The 12,106-nt window shown below is 43.0% G+C and carries 16 protein-coding genes; 9 read left to right on the forward strand and 7 right to left on the reverse strand.

What is annotated here, in order from left to right; all coding sequences use genetic code 11:
- The first annotated feature begins 29 nt into the window (after window positions 1-29).
- The 5 genes from ACOJQI_RS04935 to rlmD all read left to right on the forward strand — a co-directional run bounded on the left by ACOJQI_RS04935 (window position 30) and on the right by rlmD (window position 5,556).
- Entirely contained in the window at window positions 30-473 is a 444-nt protein-coding gene (locus tag ACOJQI_RS04935) for a GNAT family N-acetyltransferase (protein ID WP_421383924.1), read from the forward strand.
- 127 nt (window positions 474-600) lie between these two features.
- Entirely contained in the window at window positions 601-2,151 is a 1,551-nt protein-coding gene (locus ACOJQI_RS04940; RefSeq protein WP_421383925.1) for a fumarate hydratase, read from the forward strand.
- A gap of 218 nt (window positions 2,152-2,369) precedes the next feature.
- Window positions 2,370-3,173: a delta-lactam-biosynthetic de-N-acetylase gene (gene pdaA, locus ACOJQI_RS04945; protein ID WP_421383926.1), complete on the forward strand. Its 804-nt coding sequence runs from the start codon at window positions 2,370-2,372 to the stop codon at window positions 3,171-3,173.
- A 123-nt stretch (window positions 3,174-3,296) separates the two neighbouring features.
- Entirely contained in the window at window positions 3,297-4,169 is an 873-nt protein-coding gene (locus ACOJQI_RS04950; RefSeq protein WP_421383927.1) for a DNA-3-methyladenine glycosylase family protein, read from the forward strand.
- Complete coding sequence (rlmD, locus tag ACOJQI_RS04955; protein ID WP_421383928.1) at window positions 4,126-5,556, forward strand: 23S rRNA (uracil(1939)-C(5))-methyltransferase RlmD; 1,431 nt, start codon at window positions 4,126-4,128, stop codon at window positions 5,554-5,556. Before ACOJQI_RS04950 ends, rlmD begins: the two co-directional genes overlap by 44 nt.
- Window positions 5,557-5,822: 266 nt before the next feature.
- Here the strand turns inward: rlmD and ACOJQI_RS04960 are convergent, their stop codons facing one another.
- From ACOJQI_RS04960 to ACOJQI_RS04970, 3 genes are all read right to left on the reverse strand, one after another.
- Window positions 5,823-6,017, reverse strand: coding sequence for a YfhD family protein (locus ACOJQI_RS04960; protein WP_421383929.1), 195 nt, complete (start codon window positions 6,015-6,017; stop codon window positions 5,823-5,825).
- 126 nt (window positions 6,018-6,143) lie between these two features.
- Complete coding sequence (locus ACOJQI_RS04965) at window positions 6,144-6,272, reverse strand: YfhE family protein (RefSeq protein WP_421383930.1); 129 nt, start codon at window positions 6,270-6,272, stop codon at window positions 6,144-6,146.
- Window positions 6,273-6,326: 54 nt separating this feature from the next.
- Window positions 6,327-7,235, reverse strand: coding sequence for a TIGR01777 family oxidoreductase (locus tag ACOJQI_RS04970; RefSeq protein WP_421383931.1), 909 nt, complete (start codon window positions 7,233-7,235; stop codon window positions 6,327-6,329).
- A 96-nt stretch (window positions 7,236-7,331) separates the two neighbouring features.
- On the opposite strand from ACOJQI_RS04970, the gene recX reads away from it, so the two are divergent.
- Window positions 7,332-8,135, forward strand: a complete 804-nt coding sequence (gene recX / locus ACOJQI_RS04975; protein ID WP_421383932.1) for a recombination regulator RecX — start codon at window positions 7,332-7,334, stop codon at window positions 8,133-8,135.
- Between the two features lie 68 nt (window positions 8,136-8,203).
- On the opposite strand, the gene ACOJQI_RS04980 is transcribed toward recX, so the two are convergent.
- Window positions 8,204-8,881 (reverse strand): SDR family NAD(P)-dependent oxidoreductase, encoded by a 678-nt coding sequence (locus tag ACOJQI_RS04980; RefSeq protein ID WP_421383933.1) that lies wholly within the window; start codon window positions 8,879-8,881, stop codon window positions 8,204-8,206.
- A gap of 589 nt (window positions 8,882-9,470) precedes the next feature.
- Between ACOJQI_RS04980 and ACOJQI_RS04985 the strand changes: the two genes are divergently transcribed.
- Complete coding sequence (locus ACOJQI_RS04985; RefSeq protein WP_421385395.1) at window positions 9,471-9,794, forward strand: YfhH family protein; 324 nt, start codon at window positions 9,471-9,473, stop codon at window positions 9,792-9,794.
- Between the two features lie 51 nt (window positions 9,795-9,845).
- Here the strand turns inward: ACOJQI_RS04985 and ACOJQI_RS04990 are convergent, their stop codons facing one another.
- The gene (locus ACOJQI_RS04990) at window positions 9,846-10,007 is read right to left on the reverse strand and encodes a YpzG family protein (protein WP_119547620.1); all 162 of its coding nucleotides are present in this window, start codon (window positions 10,005-10,007) and stop codon (window positions 9,846-9,848) included.
- A 43-nt stretch (window positions 10,008-10,050) separates the two neighbouring features.
- Window positions 10,051-10,215, reverse strand: coding sequence for a small, acid-soluble spore protein K (locus ACOJQI_RS04995; RefSeq protein ID WP_113929677.1), 165 nt, complete (start codon window positions 10,213-10,215; stop codon window positions 10,051-10,053).
- Window positions 10,216-10,354: 139 nt separating this feature from the next.
- Here ACOJQI_RS04995 and ACOJQI_RS05000 point away from each other — a divergent pair, with 139 nt between their 5' ends.
- The gene (locus ACOJQI_RS05000; protein ID WP_421383934.1) at window positions 10,355-10,624 is read left to right on the forward strand and encodes a YfhJ family protein; all 270 of its coding nucleotides are present in this window, start codon (window positions 10,355-10,357) and stop codon (window positions 10,622-10,624) included.
- A 36-nt stretch (window positions 10,625-10,660) separates the two neighbouring features.
- Here ACOJQI_RS05000 and ACOJQI_RS05005 read toward each other — a convergent pair whose 3' ends face one another.
- On the reverse strand, window positions 10,661-11,644 hold the full coding sequence (locus tag ACOJQI_RS05005; RefSeq protein ID WP_421383935.1) for a metal-dependent hydrolase: 984 nt from the start codon (window positions 11,642-11,644) through the stop codon (window positions 10,661-10,663).
- Between the two features lie 111 nt (window positions 11,645-11,755).
- Between ACOJQI_RS05005 and ACOJQI_RS05010 the strand changes: the two genes are divergently transcribed.
- Complete coding sequence (locus ACOJQI_RS05010) at window positions 11,756-12,061, forward strand: hypothetical protein (RefSeq protein WP_421383936.1); 306 nt, start codon at window positions 11,756-11,758, stop codon at window positions 12,059-12,061.
- The last annotated feature ends 45 nt before the right edge of the window (window positions 12,062-12,106 follow it).

Genomic DNA, 12,106 nt, shown 5'->3' on the forward strand with positions numbered 1-12,106 from the left:
AGATAAAAAAACTTTGGGGAGATATGGGGATGAATATTTCACTTATTGTGCCAGAGCAGACCGAAGAGGCGAAGCGGATTGTCCTGCAAGGTTTCAAAGAGCGGTTCGGGACGATCATTGACGGATTGAATCCTGATTTGGATGACATAATGGCTTATTATCGTGGAGATAAATTCTTTTATGTGGGACATTACAAGGACCAATTGATTGCGACCGGCGGTTTCGTGTTTGAAACCCCTTCCGAATGCCGGGTAGTCCGGATGTCGGTCTTGTCTTCATTTCGCAATTTAGGATTTGGCAGGATGATGCTTTCTTTTTTAGAGGTGGAAGCGCAAAAAAGGAATGCTGTAAGCATGGTATTGGAGACGAATCAGGAATGGGAAGATGCCATTCATTTTTATCAGAGAAACGGATACACACCCTATCTTGCAGAGGGTGAGAGAATTCATTTTCGAAAAAAATTGCCGGCCTGAGCTGTAATCGTTTACAATCAGGTCTTTTTTTCTGCTAATTATAGGAGTATAATGAGTTGTGAAAAATTCAAATTTTGTATAATTCACTATCTAAATATAGAAAACTTTGCGGGAGAAGGGGATTTTTATGAACAGGGAAAAACTGCAAGAAAGCATGTATCAGTTGATTGTTGAGACCTCCACTAACTTGCCTAAAGATGTTAGAAGAGCTATTAAGACGGCAAAGGCAAGAGAGAGTGCCGGAACTCGTTCAGCAATGAGCCTTGCGACGATTTCAAACAATATCAAAATGGCCGATGATAATGTTTCTCCGATCTGCCAGGACACAGGTCTGCCAACTTTCAAGATCAAGACACCTGTAGGGGTGAACCAATTAGAAATCAAAGAGGCTATCTATGCTGCCATGCAACAGGCAACAAAGGATGGGAAGCTGCGTCCCAATTCAGTTGACTCTCTGACTGGAGCCAATAGCGGCGATAACCTGGGCCTTGGCACACCTGTCATTAAATTTGAGCAGTGGGAAAAAGACTACATTGATGCCCGCTTGATTTTAAAGGGAGGCGGCTGTGAAAATAAAAACATCCAATACAGCCTTCCATGTGAACTTGAAGGACTTGGCCGTGCAGGACGCGATTTGGACGGTATCCGTAAATGTATCATGCATTCCGTCTATCAGGCACAAGGCCAAGGCTGTTCTGCAGGATTCATCGGTGTAGGAATTGGCGGAGACCGTTCTTCCGGATATGATCTGGCCAAAGAGCAGCTGTTCCGTTCTGTAGACGATGTCAACAGCAATGAAGACCTTCGCAAGCTTGAAGAATATGTAATGGAGAACGCCAATGAGCTGGGAATCGGCACAATGGGATTTGGCGGTGAGACTACCCTGCTTGGCTGTAAAGTAGGCGTTATGAACCGTATTCCGGCAAGTTTCTTTGTATCTGTAGCGTATAATTGCTGGGCTTTCAGAAGACTTGGCTTCAAACTTGATGCCGAAACAGGATCCGTCCAGGAATGGCTTTACCAGGAAGGGGAGCTTGTCGACCTTTCAGAAAGCACAGCTCAGCAGGAAACGGCTGCTGCATCGGAGGGAGAATCTGAGGTCATCACTCTGACAGCTCCGATTACAGAAGAAAAGATCCGCAGCCTGAAAGTCGGTGATGTGGTCCGTATTGACGGAAGAATGTACACAGGCCGTGATGCGATCCACAAACATCTTTCCGACAATGACTCACCTGTCGATCTCAACGGACAAGTCATTTACCACTGCGGCCCGGTTATGATGAAAGATGAAGATGGCAGATGGCATGTCAAAGCGGCAGGTCCGACAACCTCCATCCGTGAAGAGCCGTATCAAGGTGATATCATGAAAAAATTCGGCATCCGTGCCGTCATCGGAAAAGGCGGAATGGGGCCAAGAACCCTTGAAGCCCTTGGTGAGCATGGTGGTGTCTACCTGAACGCAATCGGAGGGGCTGCACAATATTATGCAGATTGCATTAAATCCGTTGAAGGCGTCGATTTCATGGAATTCGGTATTCCTGAAGCGATGTGGCATCTTGAAGTAGAAGGATTCACTGCAGTCGTTACCATGGATTCACACGGTAACAGCCTTCATAAAGATATTGATAAATCTTCTCTTGAGAAGCTTGCACAGTTCAAGGAGAAGGTATTCAGCTAAAATATATACTAATTTGGCCGCTGCCTTTTGGGCAGCGGTTTTTTAGTTGATCGGAAATCTCGCTCGGCCAGCGAAGGACATCAAAATCGAAAAACTGAGAAATAAGGTATGTGAGCATTGTACATCCAAAAAACCTTTTTTCCATCAATTAGAAGGCATGTTAACGCAGCCCTTCCGAAAAACTAAAAATAGTACAAAACAGAGAGAAGGTTGAGTTCATGAAAAAGGTTTTAATGATACTGATTACAGGATTCCTCGCTTTAGGGATGCTTGCCGGCAACAGTGCTTCTGCAATCTCCAATAAGAGTATTGGCTGGGGATTCAAGAAAGGCGGCGACGGAAAACAGGCTGAAGCGGGAAAAGCCTATGATGACCTGCTTGAGAAATATGGTGCATTTTATAAAGATTCTCCTGATAAGAAAGTGTTATACCTGACGTTTGATAACGGCTATGAAAACGGCTATACCGAGAAGATTCTTGATGTGTTGAAGAAAGAGAAAGTGCCAGCAGCTTTCTTTGTGACAGGCCATTATCTGAACAGTGCACCTGACCTTGTGAAAAGAATGGTTGATGAGGGGCACATTGTCGGAAATCACTCCTGGAGCCACCCTGATTTAACGGCCGTGTCTGACGAAAAGCTCAGGAAAGAGCTGAATCTCGTTAAAGAGAAGACGGCAGAAATTACAAAACAAAAGACGATGACCTATTTGAGGCCGCCGCGAGGTGTGTTCAGTGAGAGGACCATGAAGGTAGCAAAGGATGCAGGCTACACCCATGTCTTATGGTCACTTGCTTTTGTTGACTGGCATACGGACGGTCAAAAGGGCTGGAAGTATTCTTATGACAACATCATGAAACAGATTCATCCGGGATCTGTAATGCTTCTGCATACGGTATCAAAAGATAATGCAGAGGCTCTGGAAAAAGTGATCCAGGATTTGAAGAAGCAGGGGTATACTTTCAAAAGCTTGGATTACTATGAGATGAGCAAGGGCGGAGAGAATCCCTTGCTTAGTCCCTGAATAAGCCAGGATGAAACATCTATTGTTTCATCCTTTTTTTATGGAACTGCAAAAGGCTATTCGTTTATGCCCTTAGGCCGAAGTGATATAATACTCATAAACGTTTGTAAAAGTGAGGATGTTATGAGAGAAGCAGCGATTACGGTTTTACCTCCTTATAATTTTGATTTGGTATTGGACAGGCTGTCCCTGGATCCATTGAATGCTGTGGATATGGACAGCCGGACAGTTAAGGTTCCTTTTTATGGGGAAGAGGATGAGGTTTTGACGGTCACTGCAACTGGAACAACCGAAAGTCCTTCTTTTTTGGTAAAAATGGAGACGGAAGATAAGGAAAATATCAGAATAGACTATCTAAAAAGGGTATTTCAGTGGGAAGGCACTCTTCAGGGTATCCACCAGCATTTCTTAGAAACAGATCTTAAGGATATATTTGAGGAACATTCGGGAACACCCATCGTCCTTGAGTTCAGCCCCTATGCCACACTGATGAAAAGCATAATCCATCAGCAGCTCAATCTGGCATTTGCCCATACGCTTACGCAAAGGTTTGTCCATAAATACGGGAGAAACAAAGATGGTGTCTGGTTTTATCCCAGGCCTTCTGAAATTGCCAAGGTGGATATAAGTGAACTTAGAGAGATGCAGTTCAGCCAGAGGAAAGCGGAGTATGTCATCGGTGTTTCAAAGGAGATTGCCGAAGGACGATTAAAACTTGAGGAGCTTGAGGGAAAATCGGATGAAGAGATTATAAAAGAATTGGTCAAGCTAAGAGGGATAGGTCCCTGGACGGCTGAAAATTACTTGATGTTTGCCCTTGGCAGATTGAATCTTTTCCCAAAGACAGATATCGGGATCCAGAATGCCCTGAAGCAATTGTATGGCATGGACAGAAAGCCCAGCCTGGATGAAATTGATGAAATGAGCGCAGCTTGGGATCCATATTTGAGCTATGCATCATTATATTTATGGAGAAGTATTGAAAATAGGAAGTGAAACAGTGAAGAATGATAAAACAGTAAAGATAAAAGAAAAACAGCAATTCCCGCTGACGATTAAAAGGCTTGGAATAAATGGCGAAGGTGTAGGCTACTTTAAGCGGCAGGTTGTGTTTGTTCCCGGGGCGCTGCCGGGGGAAGAGGTTGTTGTCGAAGCGGTTAAAGTACATCCTAAGTTTGCCGAGGGACGAGTAAAAAAAGTAAGAAAAAGGTCGGAGCACCGCACCAAACCGCCATGTCCTGTCTATGAGCAGTGCGGAGGCTGCCAGCTTCAGCATTTAAGCTATGAGCAGCAGCTTGTTGAGAAAAGGGATATCCTTATGCAGGCACTGGAGCGCCACACCAAATTCGACTTGGAAAAGCTCGAAGTCAAACCAATGATCGGCATGGTGGAACCTTGGTTTTACCGGAATAAGAGCCAGTTTCAGCTTGGCTTTCGGGATGGAAAGATCATTTCCGGCCTGTACAGCCTGAATTCCCATAAACTCGTTGATATTCCGGAGTGCATCGTGCAGCATCCTTCAACGAATAAAGTGACCAACGAAGTAAAAAGAATATTGAGTGACTTCAAGGTTCCCATCTATAATGAAAGAACCAAAAAAGGAATCGTTAAAACCGTTGTAGTCCGAGTGGGAGTGACCACTGGCGAAATTCAGGTTGTCCTGGTGACAGTCGGAAAAGAACTACCACGGAAAGATATGATTGTATCGGATATCAACAAACGCCTTCCTGAAGTCAAATCGGTTGCGCAAAATATTAACCCGAAGTCGACATCCCTAATATTCGGTAATGAAACAATTCACCTGTATGGAACAGAATCCATCGTCGAGCGGCTTGATAAGTTTTCTTATGAACTGTCTGCACGGGCCTTCTTCCAGTTGAATCCAACCCAGACAATCAATCTCTATAATGAAGTCCGGGATGCAGCAGCATTGACAGGTCACGAGAAACTGGTCGATGCATACTGCGGCGTCGGTACAATTGGGATGTGGCTTGCAAGCGGAGCGAAAGAAATCCGCGGCATGGATGTTGTAAAAGCAGGAATTGAAAATGCCAGGAAAAACAGCAGGAAGTTCGGAATGGAAAATGCAGTATATGAAGTGGGAACAGCCGAGGAATGGCTCCCGAAATGGAAGGCTGAAGGCTGGAGGCCGGATGTTGTCGTCGTGGATCCGCCTCGTACAGGATGTGAACCGAGCTTCTTGAATACGATCCTGAAAGTAAAGCCGAAAACATTCATTTATGTATCCTGCAACCCCTCTACACTTGCAAAAGATTTGAAAACACTAAGCAAGTCATATGAAGTGGAATATATCCAGCCAGTGGACATGTTCCCGCAAACCGCGCATGTAGAGAGCGTTGCGAAGCTTGTATTAAAAAAATAAATAATATAAAGGAGCTGCTGAAATAAGCGGCTCCTTTTCGCTTTAGCATATTAACGCACCGGGGGACAGTCCCCCGGTGCGTTAATATGCTAAAGTGTTTATAAACAGATTTATTCACATTATTATTGTTAATATTACTAATATTCAGAAAGTTATTAACAATATCCACAATGGTCTGTGGATTATTATCAACAGTTAATTAACAGATTTTGTATGTAGTTGTGGATAAGATGGTCCTTTATAACCAGGACCATCTTATCAGTTTTTTATCGTTTATTCCGGTTTGCCACCCTTTGGCGCTGGTTAGCCGCATTTGCACGAGCTTGTGCTTCCATATCCGCTTGATCAGCAAGTTCTCGGGAGAACTCCTCATCAATACCGTCAGATTTCATGTTTTTTGGAACCTGAGGAAGTTTATTTTTGTTTTTATCACGTGTTTTATGTCCGTGTGCTCTGCCCATTACGACCGTCCCCTTTCAAAATAAAGATAAAGGAGCGAAAACGGAAAATGTTTTCGCTCCTTTAGTATTAGCCGTAAAGAGGATTTTAAAAGAGGTATTTTTTGATACCGCTCTTTCCGAATAATTTTAATGTTTCTTCTGAGTGAATCCGCCGGCTCTGTCCGCACGTTTAAACTCACGGGAATACGTTACCTCTTGCATTGAAGACAGTGCTGATTTTGTTTTTTCTTTACGCTTTTTCTCCACAGGGATCATCCTTTCTCAAATGAGTATATACCTATTTTTTCCTATCATTTGAGAAATCATACTTTACTGTCGATAAATTGCCGTCAGTGCTTCTTTTAATTGAGGATATTTAAATGTGTAGCCATTTTCCAACAATACAGAAGGGATTACTTTCTGGCCTTCAAGGATTAAAGTGCTCATTTCACCCAAAGCTGCTTTTATTGCGAAGGCTGGTGCCGGTATCCAATGGGGGCGGTTCAATACATCTCCCAATGTCTTTCCAAGCTCCTTCATCGTGACTGGATTGGGGGATGTCACATTGACCGGACCGTCTATGTGATTCGTCTCAATGACGAAGCGGATCGCTTTTGCAACATCTTGAATATGGACCCAGGACATCCACTGTTCCCCGGATCCCACAGTACCGCCGGCAAAAAGCTTATAGGGAAGGGCCATCTTTGGAAGTGCGCCTTCCTCTTTCCCCAGGATGATTCCGAATCGGGTAAAAGCCGTCCGCACCCCGGAATCTTTGGCTCTGCTTGCTTCCGCTTCCCATCTTTTTACCGTTTCGGCAAGAAAGTCCGAGCTCGTATCCAATGAGTTTTCTGTATGCGTCTTTGACTTGGAGGATTCATAAATCCCGATTGCACTGGCATTGATGAAAACTGAAGGCTTCCGTTCAAGATTTTCAACAATCCTGATCATTTCCCTTGTGGCGTCAACACGGCTCTTTAATATCCTTTTCTTTCGTTCATCCGTCCAGCGGCCGCTGTTGATGGATTCGCCGGCAAGGTTGATGAAAATATCACTGCCTTCAAGCTTGTTTTCAGGATGTGCTCCATCAGACAACCACTTAATGTACGAGACATGATCCCGGTTTTCATGTTTGTCGGGGTTTCTGGTTAAAATGGAAACTTCATATCCGCCGGCAAGCAGTTCTTCTGTTAAAGCATTCCCGACAAATCCTGTTCCACCTGATATGACCGCTTTCATCTTTATACCTCCTTAATTTCTGCTTTGTTTTTATTTTACCCTCCCAGATAATAAAAAACATTTTGGATGTGTTACATTAATAGAGAGGTGTTAAACATGGGAGTCATTACGAAGATAACCAAACAAGTAAAGAATGAAGAAAGATATAATATCTTCATTGATGGTGAATATTCTTTCAGTATCGATGAAGAAATACTCGCCAGGTTCCAGTTGGGCAAAGGAAAAGAAATTGATGAGCTGGCGATTGCTGAAATAGGGTATGAAGACGATATTCGAAAAGCTTTCAACCTGGCGATCCATTATCTGTCGTTCAGGATGAGAACAGAGAAAGAAGTTTCGGACTACCTTAAGAAAAAAGAGCTTGGAGATGCAGTGGCTGCGGAAGCTATCGATAAATTAAAAAAATATAAGTACCTGAATGACCATGAGTTTGCTCAAGCTTTTGTGAATACCCAGATCAACACGTCGGACAAAGGCCCGGGAGCGGTTGAAAGAGAGCTTGCTTCTAAAGGAGTGGATAAGGCATTTATCGATGATGCACTTGGAGCCTTTACCAAGGAGATTCAATTAGAGAAAGCGATGGCATTGACGGACAAGCTGTTTAAAAAGTATAAAAAGGATTCCGCTGTTGTGGCAAAGCAAAAAATAGAGCAGAACCTGGCTCGGAAGGGGTATCCTTTTTCCATCATCCAACTTGCCTGGGAAGAAACAGACAATGAAAAATCAGAAGATGAAAAACTGGAAGCCGTCCTTGTTCATGCCAAAAAAGCCCATAACCGTTTGAAGTCAAAATTCACCGGCTATGACTATGAAATGAAGATGAAACAGAATTTATACCGAAAAGGTTTTTCGATTGAAGAAATCGAGGGAGCCATCGAAAGGTTGAAAGAAGAAGAGTAAAATGCGTCAATACGTTAAAGCGCTAAGAGGGACAGTCCCCCTTAGCGCTTTAACGTATAAAAGTACTCTTATTTTTTTGCCTCAATGATGATGTCAGTTGAGGTTTTGCTTTCGTCATAAATGATGTCAGCAATTTCGCGTGGAGAACGCAGCCTGCTTGGGTCTTTAACATGTTCCGACTCATCCCAGAACGGTGTATTCATTCCGCCCATATAAGCATTGATGATTTCGATGCCTGTATCTTCAAATTCCTTTTGCAGGCTCTCTGCAAAGCCCCTTAAGGCGAATTTACTGGCGGCGTAATAGGATTCATTCTTCTTTCCGCGCAGGCCGGCAGTAGAGATGATATTGATGATTGTACCGGAGTCTTTGGAAACCATTCCAGGCAGCAGGGCTTTCGTTAAATACACTGTCCCTGAAAAATTGACAGAAAGCATATGGTCCATTTCTTCAAAGGAAGTATGAAGGAAGGGGCCGAAGATTCCGACACCGGCATTATTGATCAGAAGCTGAACATCATGTTTTTCCTGAATTGCTTTGCTTACTTTCTGCACTTCTTCAGAAGAGGCAATATCCACTGTCATGTAGGAGGCGGTGCCCCCGTCAGTAATAATTTCCTCTTTCACTGACTGAAGTTTTTCCTCAGTCCTCCCAAGGAGCAAAATATGATATCCGTCATTGCTGTAGACTTTTGCGAGCTCTCTTCCAAGGCCGGAGCCCCCACCTGAAATAACTGCTGTTTTCATATGTATTCCTCCTATATCTTTTTTATAGAGATTCTTTAAGCTGTTTCAAAAATTTCTTAAAGGTTCACCACTGTAATCGTGTGGATAGAGCATCATTTTCAGTTTTTTTTAGTTTGATGTACGAATAAAACCGTTTTAAGGGCATCATCGCAGTCAGCAAGCCCGTTGATGTTCCCAAAGCCCCTTAATGAGGACATCATATCAGTCACCAAGCCTAATTGATGTCTCCAAAGTCCTTGATTGAGGACATCATATCAGTCACCAAGCCTAAATGATGTCCCCAAAGTCCTTGATTGAGGACATCATATCAGTCACCAAGCCTAAATGATGTCCCCAAAGCCCTTGATTGAGGACATCATATCAGTCACCAAGCCTAAATGATGTCCCCAAAGCCCTTGATTGAGGACATCATATCAGTCACCAAGCCTAAATGATGTCCCAATTTTTCACGAGAGGTCCTATATAGATTTTTTATTGGCCTGGCAATCTTCCTGCACTAATTAGTATTTTTTCCTCCAGAAGCCATAATAAACCAAACTTTATTTATCCTAACATTTTTCCTATAATAAAGGAGAATGGAGTGATCATTGTGGACAAAGAAACCAGATACAGTGAACTGAGCGAGTATGAATTGAAACAAGAGATTGCCCAGTTGAAAGAGAAGGCCAGAAAAGCCGAACAACTCGGAATGGTAAATGAATTTGCCGTTCTCGAAAGAAAAGCCCTGATGGCACAAGCTTACCTTCTGAACCCTAAAGATTTCAAGGCTGGAGACATATATGGAATTGAAGGAGATCCCGGTGTCTTTTTCAAGATAGACTATATGAATGGTGTATTTGCCTGGGGATACCGTCTTGGTGGATCGGGCCAGGAAGAAGCACTGCCGATTTCTATGCTGAATCAGAAGAAATAATAAAAATGGAAACAAGGAGCATATAGAGCAGCCTTGTTTCCATTTATTATATTAGGATCTTTTTCGGGTCTGTCTTTCCAGTATGATCAAGTCTTGAGTTTGAATGGTATGTCCATTAGCCTGTGAGTGCGCGTGTTTGGCATTGTAAAAAGCCTGGTTGAAAGGACTCACATAATTTTTATCAAAATGATTTGAGTTGTTCTTTTTGCCCATACCCAAAACAACCGCCTCCTTAAATTGGCTTTCACTCGAGAACTTAAATTGAATCGTTTTCACGCTGGTTGGATGCAGCCATGCGTTCCTGGGGATGAGTATTGATGGTGCCGTCAGCCCGTTTGGAAGCATACTCCGGCTTCGCCCGTGGTTCACCTTCAAATTTGTTGTTATTCTGGTTAGGAAAGCCTCTTTCTTTATTGCGCATAATATTCCTCCCAAGAATAAATGATGGTTACCTCGCAAAAAGCAAATCCGCCATTGGAATCTGCTGATTGCGTACTTATAGTATGGAGCTTAATCGAAACAGTTATCATTAAAAATATTGGGAATGGAGGATAATATATATGGATACTTTTCATGAAGATTTGACGAATGAATTACTGCAGAAAAATGAACGTTTATCGTATGCAAGAGCGAGGACCTGGGTGGAATTATTATGGGAAGATTTTGAAACCACTTACGCCAAAGCACGCGGGGAATACCTCGGTAAAGAGATGACAAGCCGTTTAGTGAAGCAATGGATCGACAGTTATGGAGGGAGGCTGCATGAGTTTGCTGCCGGAAATCCAAAGTACAGTCATATGCTTGAAGATGACAATGATATCAGCCATTAAAAAAGGTGCCGTGGTTAGCGGCACCTTTTATTATGGCTAGTCAGGAATGACCTCGAGCTTCTTCCTCAATTTTTCTTCACTATAGATCCATCCTGTATAGGAGCTTTCAATTTCTAACTCATCATTGAGCTTTACGACAGCGACAAAAGGATAGTGTCCGTTGCTGCGGTAGCGTAAATCAATAAACCTTACCTCATAGCCATCATCTTCAAAGTCCTCAATTTCCCATCTGTACACAGGTGAGAAGGAGAGGAAAGCAGACAGGTTTTTATCTTTCTTGGCTGCATTGATGACTTGGTTATCCGGAACGGGAATACGTTTATATTTTTCAAAGAAAGTGATGGAACTGCCATAAGCACGTGCTACATAGAAGAATTCTTTTGTGATGATTGCCAGTCTCCATTGGTAAAAACGCATTGTGGAAGAGACGATGATCTTCTCAGCATCAGGGATTTTCTTCCGTACTGCGGACTTAACCGCATTCTGCACAAAGAATCTCAAAATGTAATATAAGATGATAATCATGTACATGAACAGGAAAGTCGGTCCTGGTTCAAAGCCGAATCCCCAAAAGATTAACCCGACGACATGAATGCCGAAAATAATCGGATCAAAGGTATTGATTACTCCCAATGCGACCCATTTCGACGAAAACGGCCTTATTGCCTGGGTTCCATAGGCGTTGAATATGTCGACAAATACATGGAGGAAAACGGCGAGAAACGTCCAAATCCATAAGTGAAGCAGGTTAGCATCTGGATAAAATGGATAAAGAACAGCTAATATAAGCAGCGGCCATATCAGAACAGCCGGGATGGAGTGTGTGATCCCCCGGTGATTCCGGATATATACGGCATTATTTCTTAATTTAAGTACGGTATCAATATCGGGAATTTGCGACCCGATGATGGCACCGATCAAAACACTTTGCGAGGTCGCCGCGCTTTCAGCCACTACAGGATCGAGTGTGGCCAATCCGCCTATAGCAAACCCCATTACTATATGTGTACCAGTATCCAAGGTTAATCCTCCTTTAAAAAGGTTTTACCTGAAATTTTTTAGTCATAATTCCAATCATATGGTCTTGTATTCATAGACGAAAATGATATGGTATAAAAGGAGATTATTTCAATGAATCATTCACTTCAGATGTATATTCAGTATGAAATCAAAGAATCGTCCATTGAACAATACCAGCAGCTGATGAAGAACATCCTCGAAACCCTGAAATCCTATGATGCGGTTGATATCCGCTGGATGCCTTCTCCCGGAAGCCAGACTAACTTTATAGAAGTGATCACACTTCCGACGGAATCCCATTATCATGCATTGAAGAAGCTGAGGAAGTCCCGTCACCACCTATTGTTCGGCATGCTGGATGACTGCATATCGGGCGGCCTGAACCAAATGGACTGCTTTGCATTAAAACATGGTTGATTCAGTTCATATTTTTAAAAGAACCTTATTCGTTAGTATTATATT

It is taken from the genome of Bacillus salacetis, assembly GCF_049177075.1.
Classification (GTDB): domain Bacteria; phylum Bacillota; class Bacilli; order Bacillales; family Bacillaceae_B; genus Rossellomorea; species Rossellomorea salacetis_A.

Bases quoted from the DNA above. Each gene is read 5' to 3' on its own strand.
- ACOJQI_RS04950 (WP_421383927.1), top strand. From the start codon at position 3,297: ATGAGAGAAGCAGCGATTACGGTTTTACCTCCTTATAATTTTGATTTG.
- ACOJQI_RS04960 (WP_421383929.1), bottom strand. From the start codon at position 6,017: ATGGGCAGAGCACACGGACATAAAACACGTGATAAAAACAAAAATAAA.
- pdaA (WP_421383926.1), top strand. From the start codon at position 2,370: ATGAAAAAGGTTTTAATGATACTGATTACAGGATTCCTCGCTTTAGGG.
- rlmD (WP_421383928.1), top strand. From the start codon at position 4,126: ATGCATCATTATATTTATGGAGAAGTATTGAAAATAGGAAGTGAAACA.
- ACOJQI_RS04940 (WP_421383925.1), top strand. From the start codon at position 601: ATGAACAGGGAAAAACTGCAAGAAAGCATGTATCAGTTGATTGTTGAG.
- ACOJQI_RS05000 (WP_421383934.1), top strand. From the start codon at position 10,355: ATGGATACTTTTCATGAAGATTTGACGAATGAATTACTGCAGAAAAAT.
- ACOJQI_RS04995 (WP_113929677.1), bottom strand. From the start codon at position 10,215: ATGCGCAATAAAGAAAGAGGCTTTCCTAACCAGAATAACAACAAATTT.
- ACOJQI_RS04965 (WP_421383930.1), bottom strand. From the start codon at position 6,272: ATGATCCCTGTGGAGAAAAAGCGTAAAGAAAAAACAAAATCAGCACTG.
- recX (WP_421383932.1), top strand. From the start codon at position 7,332: ATGGGAGTCATTACGAAGATAACCAAACAAGTAAAGAATGAAGAAAGA.
- ACOJQI_RS04935 (WP_421383924.1), top strand. From the start codon at position 30: ATGAATATTTCACTTATTGTGCCAGAGCAGACCGAAGAGGCGAAGCGG.
- ACOJQI_RS04970 (WP_421383931.1), bottom strand. From the start codon at position 7,235: ATGAAAGCGGTCATATCAGGTGGAACAGGATTTGTCGGGAATGCTTTA.
- ACOJQI_RS04990 (WP_119547620.1), bottom strand. From the start codon at position 10,007: ATGGGCAAAAAGAACAACTCAAATCATTTTGATAAAAATTATGTGAGT.
- ACOJQI_RS05010 (WP_421383936.1), top strand. From the start codon at position 11,756: ATGAATCATTCACTTCAGATGTATATTCAGTATGAAATCAAAGAATCG.
- ACOJQI_RS04980 (WP_421383933.1), bottom strand. From the start codon at position 8,881: ATGAAAACAGCAGTTATTTCAGGTGGGGGCTCCGGCCTTGGAAGAGAG.